The sequence below is a fragment of the Bartonella fuyuanensis genome, from assembly GCF_014197255.1.
Lineage (GTDB): Bacteria > Pseudomonadota > Alphaproteobacteria > Rhizobiales > Rhizobiaceae > Bartonella > Bartonella fuyuanensis.
This window is the reverse complement of record NZ_JACIFE010000021.1, coordinates 1-19,315: the sequence shown is the minus strand read 5'-3', so window position 1 is coordinate 19,315 and position 19,315 is coordinate 1. Positions and strand designations below refer to the sequence as shown.

25 protein-coding genes and 5 pseudogenes are annotated in these 19,315 nt (G+C 39.1%); 11 read left to right on the top strand and 19 right to left on the bottom strand.

Annotation, left to right across the window (positions count from 1 at the left end; genetic code table 11):
• From GGR08_RS06745 to GGR08_RS06720, 7 genes and pseudogenes are all read right to left on the bottom strand, one after another.
• A pseudogene (locus GGR08_RS06745) lies at positions 1-284 on the bottom strand (late control protein); the annotation flags it as partial.
• On the bottom strand, positions 284-538 hold the full coding sequence (locus GGR08_RS06740) for a tail protein X (protein WP_183194589.1): 255 nt from the start codon (positions 536-538) through the stop codon (positions 284-286). The pseudogene GGR08_RS06745 and the gene GGR08_RS06740, both read right to left, overlap by 1 nt.
• Positions 535-996 carry a phage tail protein gene (locus tag GGR08_RS06735; protein ID WP_183194588.1) on the bottom strand — a complete coding sequence of 154 codons (462 nt, stop codon included), beginning with the start codon at positions 994-996 and terminating at the stop codon, positions 535-537. Before GGR08_RS06735 ends, GGR08_RS06740 begins: the two co-directional genes overlap by 4 nt.
• Positions 997-1,009: 13 nt before the next feature.
• Positions 1,010-1,135, bottom strand: coding sequence for a hypothetical protein (locus GGR08_RS08545; RefSeq protein WP_281377824.1), 126 nt, complete (start codon positions 1,133-1,135; stop codon positions 1,010-1,012).
• A gap of 37 nt (positions 1,136-1,172) precedes the next feature.
• A pseudogene (locus tag GGR08_RS06730) lies at positions 1,173-3,515 on the bottom strand (phage tail tape measure protein).
• Between the two features lie 131 nt (positions 3,516-3,646).
• A complete protein-coding gene (locus GGR08_RS06725; protein ID WP_183194587.1) occupies positions 3,647-4,057 on the bottom strand; it encodes a hypothetical protein in 411 nt (136 codons plus the stop codon).
• 9 nt (positions 4,058-4,066) lie between these two features.
• Positions 4,067-4,393 (bottom strand): annotated as a pseudogene (locus GGR08_RS06720) (phage major tail tube protein); the annotation flags it as partial.
• 1,294 nt (positions 4,394-5,687) lie between these two features.
• On the opposite strand from GGR08_RS06720, the gene GGR08_RS06715 reads away from it, so the two are divergent.
• Positions 5,688-5,969, top strand: coding sequence for a type II toxin-antitoxin system RelE/ParE family toxin (locus GGR08_RS06715; protein ID WP_183194586.1), 282 nt, complete (start codon positions 5,688-5,690; stop codon positions 5,967-5,969).
• 18 nt (positions 5,970-5,987) lie between these two features.
• On the top strand, positions 5,988-6,287 hold the full coding sequence (locus GGR08_RS06710; RefSeq protein ID WP_183194585.1) for a HigA family addiction module antitoxin: 300 nt from the start codon (positions 5,988-5,990) through the stop codon (positions 6,285-6,287).
• Positions 6,288-6,339: 52 nt separating this feature from the next.
• Here the strand turns inward: GGR08_RS06710 and GGR08_RS06705 are convergent, their stop codons facing one another.
• The 10 genes from GGR08_RS06705 to GGR08_RS06655 form a co-directional block, all read right to left on the bottom strand.
• Positions 6,340-7,377, bottom strand: a complete 1,038-nt coding sequence (locus GGR08_RS06705; RefSeq protein WP_183194584.1) for a tyrosine-type recombinase/integrase — start codon at positions 7,375-7,377, stop codon at positions 6,340-6,342.
• 2 nt (positions 7,378-7,379) lie between these two features.
• The gene (locus GGR08_RS06700; protein WP_183194583.1) at positions 7,380-7,628 is read right to left on the bottom strand and encodes a hypothetical protein; all 249 of its coding nucleotides are present in this window, start codon (positions 7,626-7,628) and stop codon (positions 7,380-7,382) included.
• Positions 7,629-7,739: 111 nt separating this feature from the next.
• A complete protein-coding gene (locus GGR08_RS06695; RefSeq protein ID WP_183194582.1) occupies positions 7,740-8,363 on the bottom strand; it encodes a lambda exonuclease family protein in 624 nt (207 codons plus the stop codon).
• 1 nt (position 8,364) lies between these two features.
• The gene (locus tag GGR08_RS06690) at positions 8,365-9,168 is read right to left on the bottom strand and encodes an ERF family protein (RefSeq protein ID WP_183194581.1); all 804 of its coding nucleotides are present in this window, start codon (positions 9,166-9,168) and stop codon (positions 8,365-8,367) included.
• A gap of 88 nt (positions 9,169-9,256) precedes the next feature.
• Positions 9,257-9,754, bottom strand: a complete 498-nt coding sequence (locus tag GGR08_RS08355) for a Rha family transcriptional regulator (RefSeq protein WP_246350170.1) — start codon at positions 9,752-9,754, stop codon at positions 9,257-9,259.
• Positions 9,755-10,112: 358 nt separating this feature from the next.
• A complete protein-coding gene (locus GGR08_RS06675; RefSeq protein ID WP_183194580.1) occupies positions 10,113-10,871 on the bottom strand; it encodes an antA/AntB antirepressor family protein in 759 nt (252 codons plus the stop codon).
• Positions 10,872-10,880: 9 nt separating this feature from the next.
• Positions 10,881-11,273 (bottom strand): Rha family transcriptional regulator, encoded by a 393-nt coding sequence (locus tag GGR08_RS06670; protein ID WP_183194579.1) that lies wholly within the window; start codon positions 11,271-11,273, stop codon positions 10,881-10,883.
• Positions 11,274-11,338: 65 nt separating this feature from the next.
• Positions 11,339-11,713, bottom strand: coding sequence for a hypothetical protein (locus tag GGR08_RS06665; protein WP_183194578.1), 375 nt, complete (start codon positions 11,711-11,713; stop codon positions 11,339-11,341).
• A 269-nt stretch (positions 11,714-11,982) separates the two neighbouring features.
• Entirely contained in the window at positions 11,983-12,600 is a 618-nt protein-coding gene (locus GGR08_RS06660) for a S24 family peptidase (RefSeq protein WP_183194591.1), read from the bottom strand.
• Between the two features lie 79 nt (positions 12,601-12,679).
• Entirely contained in the window at positions 12,680-13,282 is a 603-nt protein-coding gene (locus tag GGR08_RS06655; protein ID WP_183194577.1) for a S24 family peptidase, read from the bottom strand.
• A 99-nt stretch (positions 13,283-13,381) separates the two neighbouring features.
• Between GGR08_RS06655 and GGR08_RS06650 the strand changes: the two genes are divergently transcribed.
• Both GGR08_RS06650 and GGR08_RS06645 read left to right on the top strand, forming a co-directional pair.
• Positions 13,382-13,627: a helix-turn-helix transcriptional regulator gene (locus GGR08_RS06650; RefSeq protein ID WP_183194576.1), complete on the top strand. Its 246-nt coding sequence runs from the start codon at positions 13,382-13,384 to the stop codon at positions 13,625-13,627.
• 15 nt (positions 13,628-13,642) lie between these two features.
• Positions 13,643-14,065 (top strand): hypothetical protein, encoded by a 423-nt coding sequence (locus GGR08_RS06645; RefSeq protein ID WP_183194575.1) that lies wholly within the window; start codon positions 13,643-13,645, stop codon positions 14,063-14,065.
• A 24-nt stretch (positions 14,066-14,089) separates the two neighbouring features.
• On the opposite strand, the gene GGR08_RS06640 is transcribed toward GGR08_RS06645, so the two are convergent.
• Positions 14,090-14,965 (bottom strand): hypothetical protein, encoded by an 876-nt coding sequence (locus GGR08_RS06640; protein WP_183194574.1) that lies wholly within the window; start codon positions 14,963-14,965, stop codon positions 14,090-14,092.
• Positions 14,966-14,994: 29 nt separating this feature from the next.
• Here GGR08_RS06640 and GGR08_RS06635 point away from each other — a divergent pair, with 29 nt between their 5' ends.
• The 5 genes and pseudogenes from GGR08_RS06635 to GGR08_RS06615 form a co-directional block, all read left to right on the top strand.
• Positions 14,995-15,474, top strand: coding sequence for a RuvC family protein (locus GGR08_RS06635; RefSeq protein ID WP_183194573.1), 480 nt, complete (start codon positions 14,995-14,997; stop codon positions 15,472-15,474).
• A complete protein-coding gene (locus tag GGR08_RS06630; RefSeq protein WP_183194572.1) occupies positions 15,464-16,687 on the top strand; it encodes a hypothetical protein in 1,224 nt (407 codons plus the stop codon). The genes GGR08_RS06635 and GGR08_RS06630 overlap by 11 nt, the downstream gene beginning before the upstream one ends.
• Positions 16,671-17,105 carry a hypothetical protein gene (locus tag GGR08_RS06625; RefSeq protein ID WP_343050818.1) on the top strand — a complete coding sequence of 145 codons (435 nt, stop codon included), beginning with the start codon at positions 16,671-16,673 and terminating at the stop codon, positions 17,103-17,105. Before GGR08_RS06630 ends, GGR08_RS06625 begins: the two co-directional genes overlap by 17 nt.
• Positions 17,106-17,263: 158 nt before the next feature.
• Complete coding sequence (locus GGR08_RS06620; protein ID WP_183194571.1) at positions 17,264-17,590, top strand: hypothetical protein; 327 nt, start codon at positions 17,264-17,266, stop codon at positions 17,588-17,590.
• 270 nt (positions 17,591-17,860) lie between these two features.
• Positions 17,861-18,322, top strand: a pseudogene (locus tag GGR08_RS06615) (antA/AntB antirepressor family protein); the annotation flags it as partial.
• Positions 18,323-18,337: 15 nt separating this feature from the next.
• Here GGR08_RS06615 and GGR08_RS06610 read toward each other — a convergent pair.
• Positions 18,338-18,562 (bottom strand): Arc family DNA-binding protein, encoded by a 225-nt coding sequence (locus tag GGR08_RS06610; protein ID WP_183194569.1) that lies wholly within the window; start codon positions 18,560-18,562, stop codon positions 18,338-18,340.
• Positions 18,563-18,637: 75 nt separating this feature from the next.
• Between GGR08_RS06610 and GGR08_RS06605 the strand changes: the two genes are divergently transcribed.
• Complete coding sequence (locus GGR08_RS06605; protein WP_183194568.1) at positions 18,638-18,841, top strand: Arc family DNA-binding protein; 204 nt, start codon at positions 18,638-18,640, stop codon at positions 18,839-18,841.
• Positions 18,828-19,315: pseudogene (locus GGR08_RS08585) on the top strand (phage antirepressor Ant); the annotation flags it as partial. The gene GGR08_RS06605 and the pseudogene GGR08_RS08585, both read left to right, overlap by 14 nt.

Here is a 19,315-nt window from a genome sequence, read left to right as displayed (position 1 = left end):
AGGCGCAAAATCTCTCCATCACTCCCACCAAAACTGATAACCGACTCAACAACAAAACGCCCCATAAAGGCACGAATACTGTTCTCATAGCCAAAGGTAACCTGTAGGGTACTGTTGCTTGCAGGAACCTCTAAATCATGGCCACGATCATCAAACTCGGCTTCAAATATATCGGCTTCATTGCCTGCATGATCGGTGATGGTTGCCGTTAAAAGACGCTGGTAAAAAACCTCATGAACAAGCCTCTCCCCCACCCTCACCTCAATAAAGGGATGTGTACGCATTAGTCCCATAGCCGCTTGACCACGCTGTTCTTTTCTTGGCAGACAAACTCAGGCAGAATGACTTTTAAGCCTCGTGGCAACAGAGCTCCATATCCTGCAATACCCGGATTGGTTTCAAGTGTAGCTTCTAAATACCCTTTAAGGAAACCAACTTGAGATTTAGCTCCTAACACAGCCATGGCATGTTGAAAGCAGATCAGATCAAGACTCATATCCTCTAGTGTTACAACAAGGTGCTTTTCTGGTATCTTCATGGCGTTTGCCCCCTTTGATCATAGCCCACTTGGTATTGCCCTTGCGGTTTTCCGCCATTAAAAAAGGGCAAGAGACTGATCGCATAGCGAATGCGTTGTGATTGACCGGAGCGGCTAATATAGTCGTGGTCTTTCGTGATACTGGTGATCACCACAGATCCATGGAGAATGGCACTATAGCCATTATCACTCAGCCAACGAATCATCTGAACGAGCCTGGCGGCATGAATGGTTCTGGTGATGGCATCAAGAGCTGCACGGTCTCCAAATTCTTCTGGAAACAATACCCCGCGGATGGTTTTGGGATCATTACCATAACCAGTAAATTGCAAACCGGGCGACCTGCCAAAACGCTCTAGGCAAACCCATGAGGCAGAGAACTCTTCCTCAAAGGATTGGAAATTCAGCCAATCCACATAAAAGAGATGGGGACCTAACATCATCAAAGGATCTCTCATAAGCTCCCTCCCATTATTCTATTCCCTCATGCAATGCATTAGCGCGTACCCGTTGAATGGCGTGAGTAACCGTTCGACCAGTAGCAACAGGATCACGCGCACCATTGACATGCACCGTGACATTTTGAGTGCGATACATAAGTTTGTGTGTCCCTCCCCTCATTGCCTTCCTGCCATTATTCGGTCCCTCCATGGAGGGCATTGGCGCGTGCCCGTTGAATGGCGTGAGTAACCGCACGACCAGTGGCAATGGGATCACGTGCGCCATTGACATGCACCGTAACATTTTGAGTGTGGGTGATGGCGGAGCGGTCTTTTTCTCTTTGCTCTAAGCCCAAGTGATCGGCATAAGAATGACCTGCAAATTGTGCTATGGGTTGAATGGTTGTTTTGCCCCCAAGCCAACTTGGCAAATGAAACAGGTTGGATAAATCAATCGATCCAATCCAGCCCTTTATGCGACTGGGCAAAGATTAAAAAAAATCCATCAAGCCTGTGATGGTCCCCATAAAGCCATCGACAATCCAACTGGCCAAGTCTTCCCCTGCTTGTTCCATACCTGCTTTGGCATCTTCAGAGAGCTTTTCGCGGGCAAAAAAGCTCCCCAACCAGCTCCAAAAGTTGGAAAGGCTTTGTTTAAAGCCCTCCCACACATTGCCAAACCACTTGCCAACAGCGCTAAGTCCCTGTTTGAACTTTTGCCAATGGGCAGAGAAATCAAAGGCAGCAGCAATAATGTTTTTCCAGCGCGTGATGGTAGCCGTATCGGCACCAAAAAAGCGCATGACGGCTTCAAAGGCTTGCCCAAAAGCCCGTATTATCCCTCGTGCAAAGCCTTTGACAAAGGAAGAAAAACGATCCCAATATTTCCACAAAACAAAACAAGCAGCCACAATCACAGCTACAACAGCAGAAATCAGAGCACCGATTGGGCTAAAAACAGCCCCAACCACAGAGGCTATGCCAGCAGCAATCACTTCTATCGCTGTCCCTATCCAACCAAAAGCGGCGGCAAATGCACTTCCTGAGATCATAATCCCCCGAAACGCTGCCACGAGTAAAGTCATGGAACGCAAGAGCCGAAGTGAACTTGCCCCAAGACCCGCGGTTAGCAAGCCCAGTGAGCGCCCTGAAGCCAAGAGCCCGCGCCAACTTGCAGCAAGACCACGACTAACAGCACCCATCTTGATAAAAGACGTGATCAATTGAAGAAGCCCAAGACGTGTGCCAGCAAAAGTAAAGCGCAACACCCGCAGTGCAATGTTAAAAGCCATCAGGGCGGCAATGGTTTTGATGATAACGCTTGTTAAAGTGGGATGAGCATTCGCCCATGCCATAAGCCCATTGGTAAAATTACCAACACTCGCCATAAGACTATTGATGGGGGGCAAAAGCACTTCACCAATGGTAATCCCCAAAGCCACCATACGGTTTTGCAACAGTTCAAATTGCCGCATAGCGCCCGTTGCTTGTTTATCAGCTTCTTGTTCTACCGAACCTTTAAAGACTTGTGAATCTTTTACATAATCTAAAGCTTTCCCTAACAGTTCGGGATTGCCAACCAATTTGGCAAAATCACCGGTAAAGTCTCGCCCAGCAATGGCAATCAGCGAACGCATACCCTGTTCGGATTTGCCCAACACATCAAAAAAGCGCACCAAAGTACCGGTGGCATCTTTGTCCAGATCTTCCATGAATTTTTCGCGGGAAAGCCCAATATTGGCAAAAGCATCTTCAATATGCTTGCCCCCTGCTTGAATGCGCGCACTCATGGCATTAAAACCACGCGCTGCACTCTCTGGAACAATCCCAGCAGAAATCATGGCCGTGCCAAAAGCTGCTGTTTCACGAGCAGTGAGCTTAAACATGGTTGCCGCACCGGTGGCACGATTGGTAAAATCAGACACCTCACTTGCCTTGGCAGCCATGTGGTTAGAGAGATGATTGATGGCATCGCCTAAATCTTCAATCCCTGCTTGGTTGAGTTTAAAGACATTGCGCAATTTGGCAAAGCGCTCCCCAATCTGATCCCCGCTCATATCAAAAGCAACAGCCGCTTTGGCAGCATAAATGCTAAAAGCTTCTAGATCTTGTTCACCAATGCCTGCTTGGCTAGCACTGGTCATCAGTTCTAAAACCTCACGCGCCGCTAGAGGAATTTTTGTGGAGGTCTCAAGGGCAAAACGGCGCAATTCCTTTAAGCGATCAAGGGGAGCATCCAGAACCTTTTCCAATCCTTTCATCGATTGGTCAAATTGCATGGCTTTATAGAGGGGGGCAATTAAGGTTGCTGTTTGGCCAATGGCTCCTACCATGCGCCCACGCGCTTGAGTAAAAGCTACTTCCGCATTTGCTGTGGCTTCCTTGAGATGTTGAGGATCAAACCAATTTTTAAAGTGCTGGCGTGTTTTGTTTTGGAAATGCGCAACATCGCTACTGAAAGCTGCAAGGTCTCGCTTGGCAGAGGCAATCCCCTCTTGCAGATGATTCACAAAACGCACAACAAGGGAAACATCCATGATCGCATCTCATCCTAACATTTGGCTTTCATATTCTTGGGCTTTCAGGCGAGCTAATTCATAGCGATAGGAGACAACATCAAGCCAATCCATCTGGTTAATCTCTAGAGCCGACCAGTGATAATAAAGAGCTAGCTCTGCTCCAAATTGCCCAGCATAGGGGATTGGCGTGTGGGAAAAAAAGCAAAAAAAGCCTTAAACACTGCCACAAGATCAACAACATCAAGACGATCAATAAGTTCAACAGATTCATGAGACATCTCTGCCAAAAGCGCTGTAATACCTTCTGTCGCCTCATGGGTAAACAAAACTTGTGAAAGCTTAAGAATGAGAACATCATTGCTAGGGGTTTTTTGCTCTGCAAATTCAGGTACAAGCAGCTCTGTCAACTGTGGTCCAATCAGCACAGACAATTGCTTGGCATGTTTGAAGGTGGGGCGATAAAAGGTCAATTTATGCCGTGTCGCTTGCCTACCCTCACTGTCTTGGTACAGAATGGGAACCTGCAATTCCACCTCAATACTGGTTTGTAAACTTGTCATGATCAATTCCTATAAATTAAGTATAGAACGGCGACGCCCACCAATATCTTGCCCATTGCGCACGAGCCAACCACCCCGTTTAAACGAAAAGCGGTGCAAAACAGAACCATCCCAAAATTCCGTATAGTCCCAAACATTTTTGATCTCGCAATCATAGCCTGTAGCTTTTCCAGCCGTTAAGCCTTCACTATCCATTTTGACCAAGCGCCCCGTAACATCAATGGAATGTTCATGCTCGCGCCCATCTTCTTCAGACACCACATGTTTTTTGCCGGTAAATTTATGACGAAGCCCAGGGGGACCACCAAAGATACCAATAACTTCAGGGGTGTGGCTGAACAACATATTGATTTATAATGATAATTAATTGTTTTGTATGTTGAATGAGAGTCCTGAATAACGTAGGATTCTCTCATTTCAAATCTATTTATGTTGAATCAATCAAAACCACTCATTTGCACGTCAAAAGCGGGATGAATGTGTGGATTAAATTTATATAAGAAAGGAGTAAAAATGGCTCTTGAGTTGTCAATAAAAACTTCTAACCAATAGAAAGCAATTAAAATGACAAAAAACGAAATTAATATAACCACCGATTTTTTTATGTAATTGTGAATGGTAGTGTGTAAATAAGCTAATAATGAAAATCTTGATATTGATACTGAAGATAACTATCACGTCTCTTTAATGGATCTTATGGCTGCTCTTGAAAAGATCTTGGTTTTTAAATAAAAGGAGTGTTTATATGCGTTATTCTAAAAAAGAGCTTTGCACTTCTAAACACTCTACTTTGGATTACCTTTAAAAGATTATACCATAATCTAAAATGATAGCTTTATACTTTTCAAAAGCTTTGTTTAAACAGAGTTATGTATATTCATTTTACTTAGAGGTTTTGAAGGTGTAAAAATCGTTCCCCCCTCAAAACGTCTATTATTGATTGAATTTAGAGGTTGTATTATCAATATGAGTTGTTTTTTAAGGTCTGTAAAATATTAACACATTGAAATATAACGTTTTTAATTTTTCTCATTTTAAAAAAAAATAATAGAGGGTTTAAAAAGAACTGACAAAACTGACACGCTCTATTAAAGGGTATTTTGCTAATCTCTATAATGATCAATTTCTTTTTAGATGTTTTCATAACAGTCTACAAATCACAATTATCATATATCCTATTTACCGCTTCTCTTATGAAAATGAAAAATAATACCACGACTATAAAGCATATAACAGTTATAGAAAATTTATAAAAATAGGAAGCTTAAATATATTACAAAACTGCTTTTAACTTAGGTAACCTATTCTTTACTTCTTCTTCAAAACAAAAATTGACAATATCACCATCATATTTATCAACTAGTTGTATAAAATCAATAAGTTACAACATCATAAAAACGTAGTGGCGGAGAGGAAGAGAATGCTACATTTATATGTAATCAATAACTTATATAAAGGTAAGGGAATTTTAATTCCGTTGATTTTATTAACTTATTTCTCTGTCTATCCCGAACTTTTTTATAGCTTATTCTCAATCATTTTATCCAAATATGTAATCAGATTTTCCAGTATCTTACTTGACTCTTATTTTTATAAATCGTATAGTAATAGTATACGATAAGGGGTGCTAATGGCAATTGTGAGTTTCAGACATAAGGGCTTAAAATTATTTTATACAACAGGTTCCACAAAAGCTATTCGACCAGATCACGTAAAGAAATTACGCGTTATCTTAACGGCTTTAACAAGTGCTACCACGCCCGAAATGTTGAAAGCACCTGCCTTTAAAATGCATCCTCTTAAAGGTGAACTTACAGGATACTATTCTATATGGGTGAATGGAAATTGGCGTGTTACTTTTCGCTTTATAGGAACAGATGTGGAGCTTGTTGATTATCAAGATTACCATTGATGAAAGGAACGAAAACAAATGATGCATAACCCCGCACATCCGGGCGAAGTTCTAAAAGTAGCTTTCTTAGACGAAATGGGGATAACAATACAAAAGTTAGCTAATCATCTCCATATGACAAGAGCTTCTCTATCAAGAGTGATTAACGGACATGCCTCTATGAGTACCGAACTTGCAGTGAAATTAGAACTAGCTGGTTTTAGTAAAGCGAAATTTTGGCTGGATATGCAAACAAATTATAATTTATGGCAAACAATGCAACAGACACAACCACCTATTTCTCCTCTGGTTTCTGAAGCACATCAAACGTCGCTTTGATTTCGTTTATAATTTTGACGGGGCTTTAGTTTTTTAGCTTCCGCCCGTTGCTCTAACCTTTTTGAAGTTTTTTAATGGCTTCTATTGCAAGGCGTTTTCTATCGGCTGTTTTGGTATAAAGGGATGCCATTTTATCTTCTGTCCAGCCAAAAAGCGCTTTCATTTGCGAAACTGTCGCACCAGCATTGGCGGCGCGTGTTGCTGCTAATTTTCGCAATCCATGCGCTGATTTTTTAATACCTGCTGCATTACAAGCTTTACGAAACAGATTACCAAAACTTTCTTTGGTCAGTTTTTTACCTTCTTTACCGCAAATAAATGTTTCATCTCCAATAGGTCCAATTTTAAGTGTTTCTGCGAGTTCTGGCAAAATCGGGAGAAAAACATCTGTTTTAAATTGGCTCTTTTCTGTTTTGAGATAAATGATATTATCTTTGACGTCTTTCCAGCCGATACGAACGGCATCACCACGACGCAAGCCTGTATAAAGAAGAACATCAATCCAGACGCGTTCATGTGTACCATGTGACCAACGGTGATAATATTTGTCTATGTCCTCTTCTAGCCATGGCAGCAATCCCTCACTGTTTAAAGATTTTGGTGCTTTTATATTAAAGGCAGGATTTCTATTTAAAAGGGCATTATCAACCGCCCAATTAAAGAGACCGTTTAAAGAGGTCAAAAAATGTTTTGCCGCCGCGGGGGTCTCTCGCCTTCTGTCTACGGCTTCAAGAATGTGTTGTTTGTTTATGCTTTTATATGCACGATCACCGATATGTTTAGAAACATTATTCAGAATTCGATATTTAACTTTTTTAGTAGATTCTGATTGATTATGCCATTGCATGCTTTGTAAATACTGATGCAACAACCAATCGAAAGACCCTTCTGTGAGTCTGGTACGCCTCTTTGTTTTGGAGGAGTCATTTTGAGCTTGTTTAATAGCCAGCGTATAATTATCAACAAACTCTTGCGTTCCATAGGTTCCTTCAATCCGAAACCGTGGTCCATGACCAATACGTACATACCATATAACTTTACCATGGCGTGTACGTTCACGAACAAGATGCGGCGGACGGCGTTTTGGCATGGCTAAAACTTTATACCGTCGACAGAACGACAAGTTTTGCTGGTCTCGTAGTCTTCTTGTTCATTTTCAAACGGTGGAAAATCATCAATGCTATAAGTATTATCTGTCGTTCTGGGTGTTACGATTTTATTGATATGAATTAATAATTCACCAGTAGGCTTGATTTCTACCACCTCTGCTCCTTGCTTTTTAGCTTCTCGTAAAGCCCGTGCAATGGCTGGTTGCGTGATAGTAGGTGGACGGTGTGCCATATCTGTTCCCCTTGATTTTAGATGTAATTCACATGTGGCGTGAAATACGCATGTTCTGAAAGTTGTGGTAAGAAGGTGGGGGTGCTGGGAGGAGAGAGCACCCCCATAAAGTCAAGCGGCTTTTGTCAAAATCTTTTGCATCTCTTGTTCTATTTCTGCTAAAAAGACTTCGACCGCTTGATTAATCTGTTCAATGTGTTCTTCATCACGGTGAACGCGTTTGATTTTCATGCGCAGGTATGTTGATTGCCTCGTAAAACGTGGGTCATAACTGATAAAATCACACCATTTTCGTCCCGTACAAGCCATTTGGAATTGCATTTGCGCACGATATTCAGGCTTTATATGGTCATCTATAAAAAAACGTAGATGATTTGGGGATTGTGGGCATTTGACTTCAACTAAACCGTCATCACTAACAAACCCATCAGGACTAGCACCAGCCATTTTGATTGTGGGGTGTTGGATAAAACCACATTGAGAGACTTCAGTATCATAAATGAATGCATATTCTTTCAAGGCATCTTCTTCATGTTCAATGCCCCATTGCATAGCAGGTGTTGTATAAAATTGGCTTACTTCTTCTGTTAAACGCTCTGTAATGAGTTTAATTTTATAGTCTTCATATTTGTTTGTAGGGGTTCCCTTTGCTGTTTTACTGAGTATATTGTAAACGTTTGATGCGGTGACTTTGCCTAAACGGGCTTGAAACCACTCTGCTGTTCTTTGTTCCATTTCACACCGCCGTTTGTTGAGTTGGTACATATTCAATATCTTGTATAGGTACGTCTATTTGTTTTTGTTGAGCTTCTTCCATTTGCTTTCGTTGCTTTTTTTTCAAAGAAAACAAAGCGGTTTGTGCTTGTTTAAAAGACATATCTTTTAGATTTTTTACTCCTATGAAAGAGAGAAGCCTACTTTCTTCAGATTGTGTTTTTTTAATTAATTCTTTGATTTCATTCATTTGTTCAGGAGAGACACCCGCAAGAAGCGTTATTCCATCTGTATCGTCTTCTTTACTTGCGACATTAAGAAGCATGCCTAACAGATATCTTCGAGCATAGGTTATGGTAGAGCCAACGGATTGTATGGTTGATTTGCATCCTTTTACGTCATAAGGAAATTCTCCTTCTGTTGAAACTTTGTTTCCTGATGGATGGATTAGGGTCATTTCGATGACGATAGCGCCTTGAGTTTGTTCTTTGATACGAGAGAACAAAGCAAAGTGGTATTTTGAAAGAGTTTTCTTTACAGCATCAATGTGTTGATCAAGTGTAGCATACTGGCTATTTGTGTGGGTATTGTTAGCATTTTTTTGAATATTTTGATATTCTGTTTGCATGGCAGAAAAATCACGAACAAAATTTTGATAGTTTTGTCGTTCTATTTCTTTCTCTCGTAATGCAATAAGACGTTCTAAGCGATCCATATCGACATCATTCTCTAATGCTTTGTTTAAAATGCGTTCCATAGCAGTTTGTTCAACCGCTAAATGATGTGTTTCTCTCACTTCTGTGAGGTAAGTGTTTTGCTCATTCATTTTGTTTCCCTCCATTGAGCGTACTTCACCCGTGGCGTGAAGCACGCTTATGTTAAAAAGGTTGTTTGGTTATTAGAAATCGGTTTCTTTAAGCCGCTTTCACGACAGATTTTGCTAGTACTTGTTTGGCTTCTTTGATGAGAGCTTTATATTTTCTGTTTTCTTCATCTACCTTAAAAGCATCAAGAAGACGCATATGAATTGGACCTAAAAGATACAAAACTTTTTCACCAGCGTTCATCCCTTCCCAATAACTTGGTAGATCAAAGCGTGTATCATGGTCATAATCGGTCTGTGTTTGCCTCTCAAGTTCTATCCAGCGGTCAATGATTTTAGCACGCAACACGGTACTGTATCCTGAGACTAAGATAAGGCATTCACGCTTAGGGAGATTGTAGCAATTTTGAGATTTTCCTTGTTTGTCTAAATAGGTGCCCTCAAATTTGAGGAGACCTCCTACAGGATATAATTCCTCTAACATTTGTTTAATATCGCGCCTTACATTGTCGTGTCTTTTATCGCACAATTTCGCAATTTCACGGCTAGACATTGTTAATGTAGTTTGAGTATTTACTAAATTGTTCATGATGAATTCCTTACTACTTAAATATTTTTCATTGACACTTTTAAAAATGCCGGGCGCTGAAAAACACGGTAGTAAGTCCGTCGTTATGCCTTTCCCATAAGGGTATTGTATAGCATAACCACACCCGACCCTACTATTATACGCATGCAGCATATAATGAGTCAAAGCTTTTAAATTCGCGGAAGATTGGTTATTTCGGAAACCAACCCGCTTACTATCAAGGCGTTTTTCAGGCACCTGATTCGACAATAGACATATTGATCGTATGCTGTCAATCAAAAAATTTAAAAATTGCTGTAAAGAAATTCTCTCACTTTCATTCATCAGTTCGTATTTCTTTTTCATGTTTCTATCCCCCTTAATGCATGTTTTGTCTTTGTAATTCTTGAGACAACGCACCAATGCCTTTTGTGGTGACTTTTGCAGAAGGAATGACTTTTTCAGTCCCATCAGATTTTTGTATAATTATGGTAGGACAATCCATAAGACCTCTTTTGATTTTATCTTGATAAGGGAGCAAAGGAGCACCAGGAGTTCGACGGTAAATCCAATTGTGTTGGATTAAATAGCCGATCAAAGCTTTTGGACGCTTTTCTAATATTTTAGCAGTTTCAGTAAGACCAAAAAGCCCATTATAACGCTGTAAGCTTTCAAGAGCCATGGCTTTTGGTGTTAAATCTTCAATGATGGTGTCTTTTTGATCTATTTGACCTTGTAGGTAATTCAAAAAGCCAATCATAGCCTTTGGACTTGAATAGTCGATTTGTGGTGTTACTACTTGCTTTACACGCTTTTCACATTCGATAAAGTATAAACGGGCTTCTCTCCCTTTCTGATTGTTCTCAAGCATAGAAAGTTCTTTGGCTCTATCGAGTGTGAGATAGTAGTTAATCGCGATAACAGCCCTAGATTTTGCGCTCGCCAAATTTGGCGACCGCAAATCTTGTGTTTTTACAAAGTCTTGTCCTTCTATAAAATTGTATCTGGTAATACGGTCCTTAATCCAATTTGAAAAGTCACGTTTTGCCTCTAAGAATGCATGCAGATCACGTGCATTTACTGTCTGAACTATTTCCTGATCAATGATTTGTTCTTTAATCTCTATGAGAGTGTTCATGATGAACTCCTATGCAGTCTGTTTAATTTTATTTTTAAGATGCATCATGATAGCTGCTCGTATTTCAGGTCTCGAAAAATCGATTTGGGGATTAGCTGCTTGCTCTTCTAATTTTTTCCAATAATCTATGATTTTTGCGCGTAACACAGTGTTATAACCTAAAATGACAATAAGAGATTCACGTTTAGGAAGATGATAACAAGGAAGAGTACGACCTGTTGAATCTTTGTATAATCCAGCAAAATTACTCAGGTCGATTTTAAGTTCGCTAAATAGTTTACGAATATCTTGCATTACATGGCCATGTCTTTTACCGCATAACTCTGCAATTTCAATGCTAGACATGGTTGGAATTGTTTCGTGTTTGTTTGTATTTTGCTGGATAGCAATTAGCTTTTCCATTACGGACCTCATATTGGGTGGGATTGATGAATGAAAGGGGGCGCTTTTAAATACGCCCTCAGAATTTAAAGCACATCACAAGGACGCAAACGGTGTTGTTGTTCGTAGGTCCCGTAGATCTCATCATTATATTTTTCTTTTGCCAAATCATCTAAAAGGTCATGGTAAGCACTACTTTCACGTACAAAGTAATGAACCTCACTATCTTCATCGAGATGTTCAATATTTTCTTCTACATATGCGTCTGCAATTTCTTCAGAAATGTCTTCGCAACTTTTTTCAGAAGGATTGATGCGAAAGATTTGAATGGCATCATCTACTTCATCAACAATGCTTAGAATTTGGCTTGCATCAAGTGGTCCCGACCGACCAATGTTTTGATCTTTATCGTAGGAAACTAATAAAATTTCATTGGAATTTATAAGAATTGGCTTATCCATAATTTTTCCTCCCTAACGCCTCTTGGCGATTGTTTGTGCGTGGTTTGTATAATTACTTATACGCAAATGTATAAATATAAGAAAGAAAAAAATCACATATATTTCATTTTTTTTGCATTTTCACTTAAATGCCATCTTCACAAGCAATGGAATTAAAAGTTGATTTTAGAATCAGTAAATGTGCGGTTTACTGATAAAAATCAATCAAACTCGCTTCAATCTGTTGATGGCAATCTCATTGATAACGTGAACAGAAAATCGTATTGTGTTTACATATCAAGAATAGTGCACCGTACACGACCTATTATAGAGATAGCGCCTTCAAGTTTTGGAGCCTTTATTGTTTTGTCGTATGAAGCAGGCTGAAAAGGAGGATCATCATTAGGTCTGTATCGTTTATATGTCGCTTGTCCAGATTCATCTGCAATTACATAGCAGGCATTAGGCACAAGTTTTTTGTCTCGCATATTTACAAATATTATAGAATCTGGAGGGCTAATTTTATTCATAGATGCGCTATCTACACGTAAAGCAATCCATTCACCGGCAGGAAGATTAACAGCCTCTGTCATAGGATAATCTGAAAAATCCATTATCCCATCTTGCTCTCTTAGTTCTCCAGCGCTAATCCATGAAACGAGAGGAATACTTATATTGAGATTAGGATTTTCTTGAGGGGACTCGCCATACAAAATCCACCCCGGATCTACATTAAATACTTGTCCATAGAGCTCGGCTATTTGACGCGAAATACCACGATTTCCATTTTCGTGACTAATTAGGGTATTTTGATTAAGAGCTGGTATAGTGCGCGCAGCTTCACTTGGTGTCGTATATCCAGCATTCTTACGCGCTATTTTAAGTCTATCTTTTGGCAAATAAGTCATTTGTACATTATCCACTATTTTTTGCATTTTCACTTAAATGCCATCTTCAAAATAAGAGAATTCAAGGTTGACTTGTGAATTATTTCGTAAGCAAGCGATAAGCTTTACGTGGCAGTATTGAAATTATTTCCCCAATCCATTTTATCTTAACATTTTTAATGGGATCTGCATTCCATGATTTGAGTACAATGCCTTCTGAAGAGCGAGTAATTTGTTTGATGAATCGCCTATTATCTTCTGTCAGAACAATGACTTCATCACCGTAATAATCGCTCACTGGCTTTGTTTGCAGATGTTTAACTACGATTAAATCACCATCTTTATACACAGGATACATAGAATTTCCACGAACCACAAAACCTATTGCTTCAAAAGGCAAATCAAATGGTATTTCAATTGTTTCAAGCCCATCTTCTGGGATTTGCTCAACATCGCTGTCAATCTCTAATCCTGCTCCTACATATCCCATAACAGGAACAAGTGTAGTAATTTGATTATAACCCTTTAAGCTTTTATAAAGTTCTAAAATTGCGTCTCTGTGTGAACCTCTGGGATCTGATTCACTTCCTAACCATCTTGATACAGTCGCTTGGGTTACATTTAGTCTATCGGCAAGATCTTTTTGATTAAGACCAAACTCAGATTGCAATATTTGCAATGTCGCAATGATATTTTTCGTCATAATTAGTTACTTATGATTTTTAAATTAAAAAAATCTATTGTTTTTTTTATTATATTATATACAATTGCGTATATGGTTAAAATACAGGACTTAACTCAAATGGGCACAGAGGAAAAATTCAAGATTAAATCTATCCGAAAGTGTTTATCGCTAACACAAAAGGAATTAGCAGACATTTTAGGCGTTAAGCAAGCCTCTGTTTGTCGTTGGGAACAAGGCAAAGGGCTATCTTTAAAGAGTTATTTAAAGCTGCAACAACTGAAAGGATGTTCTGGCTCTAGTTCTGCTTTTATTGCTGCTCCTACGGATAATAACGAACATCAACAGCATCATTCACACTCTTAAGAAGAAAGATCAGAGATGATAGATGAACCACAGATCTCTATAAGCAAAGTTCAGTTGATTGATCTTGTTAATAATATTGGAGAGGCAACCATATATTATGGTGTCCGTTCGACTCAAGATGCATCTTTTGAAACAAGAATAGATCCCTCATCGACAGGTTATTTTGTCTATATGCTGTATAGTATCTTTGCGCGTGATGATAGAAATTATTTTCCGTTATTGCCGTACGATGATTTTAATCAATGGTTTTCATCTGCGTTTACGCAAGCTTTTACAACTTGGTTTGATAATTATTTTTCTCAAGAGTTGTTATCTTTTTATCGCTTAAATGAGCTGATCTTGTTTATGATCTTAGTCAAAGATAAGCTTGATCTCTTAAGGCTTGATCTCTTAAGGGATGAAGTTATCAAAAAAAGAAATCAAATTAATAAATCATAGCATAAAAATGTTTGCCTAAGTGAGTTAATGCAATTTTTTAAAGTCTATGAGGTCGGTTTGTGTCGTTACAGTCATTGTTGTTTCTGGTTTCAATGGGGATGTATGAGTAATGATTAAAGTAACTTGGGCTTTTATATCTTCTTCACGCGCTGCTACAAAAATAAGGATTCCTGTGTACTTATCTTCTGAGGGAGCTATAGAAATATTAACATCGATTTCTTGTCCCGTTCGAAAATCCTTTGCTTTCTCACAGTATCCGGATGATATTGTGTGTGACGTTGGTCTGGCATCAGGATTAACATATTGTGATTGCATTTGCCGCAATCTTGTTCCCGATTTGTATCTAATGCCATATCCAAGAATAAAGCGAGAACCATCTTTTAGCTTTATATTTAAAACGTGGATGACAGTTTGTGCATTGTTTTTTATCTTTAAACAAAGAAGCGTCCACTTGCCTTTTGTTGGCAAATGGGGTCCAGTTGTATATATGGAAGGTGGCGTTCCTAAATCCTCTACTCTTTTGTTATCTAACAAAATTTTAATATGTTCTTCTGACCATTTGGCAAGATCTTTTGTCGATATCGCTTGCTCTTTAAGGGCTATCGTCTGCTCTTGGCTTTCTGCAAATTGCTTGCTTATCCATTCTCTATCTTCTTCTCGTTTTTTTGCAGCTGTTTCTAAATCATCTTTCCGGATTTTGGCTGCTTCTTTACGGTCTTTATTTCTTAAAATAAGTGCTACTGAAAGAGATCCGATAAATGACAAAAAACCTGTAAGAAATATATTTATCCATTCTTGCATCATAACTCCCCCCACTTTTTTAGAATCGTTGGGAGGATACTTTTTCAAAAACATTTTTTCAAGACAGGCAATCACAACACGCTCTGTCATAGCAAACATATAAATACGTAGAGCCTTAAGGGGGGATTATGATCACTAACGCACAAACCATTTTATGTCTTGATCTAGGGACCAAGACAGGCTGGGCGATATGCGGTGCGGATGGTCACATCATTAGTGGTGTCATGAATTTCCACCCCCGATATTTTGAAGTCGGTGGAATGCATTATTTACGCTTTAAGAGATGTCTATCAGAAATAAAACAGACAGTAGACAGCATTGACGCGGTGTATTTTGAAGAAGTGAGGCGTCATAATAGTACTGATGCAGTGCATATTTACGGTGACTTGTTATCAACCTTAACGACGTGGTGTGAACATCATCAGATACCGTATGAAGGCATTCCTGTTGGCACAATTAAGAAAGCAACAACAGGAAAAGGAAACGCATTAAAAGTAAAAATGATTAAGGCGGTGTGTGCAAAAGGACATACGCCTAAAGACGACAACGAAGCAGATGCTTTAGCAATTTTATATTTAATGAAAGAAGGGGGTATATATGTCCAGTAAATTACCGTGGACGAGGCTGTTTGCAGATAGGTGGATTCTTGATCTTGCTTGTTTATCTCCCATTGAATGCAATGTTTATATAAAATTGCGTTTGCAAATGCTTTATACTGGAGAGCCGCTTTTAAATAACACAAAGGTCTGGGCTAATTACACTGGTTGTTCAGTAAAAATGTTTATGAAAGCGTTAGAAGTTTTAATAAGCATGGGTCATATCGAACGTTTAGACGATGGGTGTTTATGGAGTTTAAAAGTTGAAGAAGAACTCAATAACTCTAATGAAAGCTTAGATAAGGTATCGAAGACATCTCGGTCAAAGAAGTTATCAGAGAGAGCAAAGAAAGCAGCGCAGGCAAGATGGGATAAACATACAAATGATGCTTGTGATGATGCTAAAGCCATTGAAAATACTGATAAAAACAATGCTAAAGCCATGCTTAACGATGCTAAAGTTATTAAGCATGATGCTAACAGTATGCTTAAGGATGCTAAGCATGATGCTTACGACATGCTTAATGATGCCTATATATATAACATAAACAATAACACTAACATTAACAGTTATAATAAAAAAACTAAAACTATCGTTTTAGCAAAAAAAGAAATTGGTTCTGAAAGTTTAGAAACAAACGAACAGGTTGACGAACCAACAGAGGTTGCTGCTGTTGAGACCACATCAGAGCAAATCGCAACGGGTGTAGAAAACCAACCTCCCATTCACGAGCAAGAGAACGTTCCCAAAAAAGCTAAACGAGCGCAAGCTAATCGCGGTTGTCGATTGCCAGAGGATTTTGAACCTAATTTGCAATACGCAATCGATAAAGGCTTAACCCAGGATGAGGCACTGTTAGAAGTCGAACGGTTCAGAAATTTTTGGCTGGCAAAATCCGGAGCAAATGCAAACAAAACAGATTGGCCGGCGACATGGCGAAACTGGATTATACATCCAGAGTACGGAGCGCTATCCAAGAAACAAACACAAACACCTAGAGGTTATCATGGAAAATTCACTCAGAAAACTTTCACAGAACAGCTTGCAGAAGGCTTCAACGAACTCAGAGATCATCTCTCATCTGGAGAAGATTATGGAAATGATCAGTCCGGGATATCCATTGACGCTGAAAGCTGGGAATACATTGACGAAACAGGAGGAAGAGCAAACCTTAGATGTTTGCAATCGTCTACAAGCGTTGCTCTCTGTGAAAGCTTCAGTTAAGCAAATTGAGCAAGCTTCTTTCCTACTCTCAAGCATGAGAGTCCCTGCGAACACAGATTCCAAAGCTGTTGTCCTATCCTATAGCATGATGCTGGAACGGATTTCAGCATATGCTCTGAAAAAGGGCGTCGAAGATATCGTAACTGGTCAAGCAATTGGGATATCAAAAACATTTATGCCAACTTGTGGAGAGCTTTTAACTTATTGCCAGACACTAGAAAATACCCTTCTTTCAAAAGCCGAAACTGTACGTAGAGCAATTGAAAACACACGTGAGAAAACACTCAAAGAAAAAACAGCGAAAGAGCATTTTAGACCACTAACGCTTGTTCACAAGCAAGAGCTTGAAGAGACTTTAAATGGCATTGGTGGGATAATGAAGCGCTTTGGTCCACAGCAAAGTAGTGAAAAGTGCTGATCATTTTACAATTAGATATGCGTTTAAATCTATAAAAATATACCGTACAAAGCAATTTAAAGGTTTTACGATAAAAAAACTATATCCGCAATATAAAACGCTCTGTACGGTCAAATTTTATGTAAATAGACCAATTGGTAAAATTATGGACTAAAAACATGAGAATATTAAAAGACCTGTTCTTAAAAAAGCGTAAACAACCCATGCAAAAAAAGTGGGTTGCAACGGCTGTTGGGTATGTTCCTTGGGGAGATGGAGCAGAGGAGTATTTTTACAACCTCTACGAATATGAAGACGGTACAAGAGAGTGTGAAAAGTTTGATGGCGGACAGTATTATACCACACCAGAAAATGCGGATTTTAGTACCAAAGCGCAGGTGAAAGCATGGGTTTACGGTGGTGCTATTCCGAAAAGCGTTCTCAATTACGAACCTCTTATAGATGAGATCAATAAAGAGATCAAAAAATTATCAGAAGCCACTTGACATTGTGGCGACAATATGAATAATCGAATCAGGTGCCTAAGAAACACCTTAAATCGATAGCGGATAGATTGCCGACACAATCTCTTCTCCGCACATTAAAGACTTTGACTCATTATATGCTACATGCATATAATAGATTTGTCGGGTGTAGTTACGCTATACAATACTCTTTATGGGGAAAGCGTAACGACGGACTATCGACCGTGTTTCTTAGCGCCCGGCATTCTTCTGGAATGTCAATAAGAAACCTCTAATCGATAGGAGTTCACTATGAACACTCTTATAGAAATTAAAGAACGGGTTATTGATCAGGAAACTGTTCAAACCGTTAATGCTCGTGATTTGCATGCATTTTTGGAAATAAAATCTGAATTTAGAAATTGGATTAAAAATCGCATTAAAGAATGTAAATTTCAGGAAAATATAAACTTTGTAACTGCGGTAAATTTTTACCGGGGTGGAAAAATAAAAGAATACCACATTACGTTAGACATGGCTAAACATCTTTCGATGATAGAGCGTAATGATAAAGGGCATGAAGCGCGTCAATACTTTATCAAATGCGAACAGCTTTTGAAACAAGTAGCAACCCCACAAGTTGACTACTCTAAACCCGAAGCATTACTTGGTGTCTTGAATCACTTACAAAGCCAAATAGAGCAGAAAGATCATGTTATCACTGAATTAGCACCAAAAGCAAAAGCTTTGGAAGGTTTAAAGCGTTCTGAGGGGGCTATGTGTGGCATCTTATTGTTTTTTATTCACGAGTGATTGTTCAAGGAGCTTTTTGAGATCTTCTGAATTCATTGCCAGTAGGTGATTTAATGTAACGGTAGTGCGGACAGAATCTTCTAAACGAGCAAGAATTTCACCCGTAAGGCTACGATGATTTGCTTCAGCAAGCTCTTCCAATTGATTTTTCAGTTCAATTGGAATGAGAAATTTAAATTGCACACGATCTTTTTTTATCATGCACCTAAAATATACCTAAAATACACTTGACACAAGGTACCTTTATAGTACTAAATATGTGTATATGGAGGTAAAATGAAAACGATTCAATATAAAATAAATATGCCACATACATTAAAGGAGTGGTTGTTTAATCGGGCGACTGAAAATGATCGCTCTCTTTCATCTGAAATAATTAACATTCTCAAAAAAGAAAAAGCGCTAGAGCATAAGTCCGCAAAAACTCTCTCTAACGCTTTACATCTAACTAACCTGAAAGAGGCCAATTACAACGAATGATAGCACATACTTACCTATCAATAAAGACAAATTAATCAAATTACGAGAAGTCGAAAACGAGCCTCGTGTTCGCGATGTGGACTTAGCAGAAAAATTAGGGTTTGTTCGTACACGTGACGTTAGAAAATTAATTACAAGAAATATGCAAGAAATAGAACGGTTTGGGAGGTGCGCCACTGTGGCGCACGTAATAAAGGGCAATAACGTAACAGAATATTGGCTTAACGAAGAGCAGGCGTTATTGATTGCGACATTATCGAATACAGAAAAATCTTCTCAAGTCCGTTATATGCTTATTAAGTTATTTGTTGCATGGCGTAGGGGTGAGATAAAGCAATCCTATGTTCAATCGATCGACTACTCCAGTCCAGCAGTAATGCTTGGTGTTTTGAATCACTTACAAAGTCAAATCAAGCAAAAAGACCATGTTATTGCCGAATTAACCCCAAAAGCAGAAGCTTTGGAAGGTTTAAA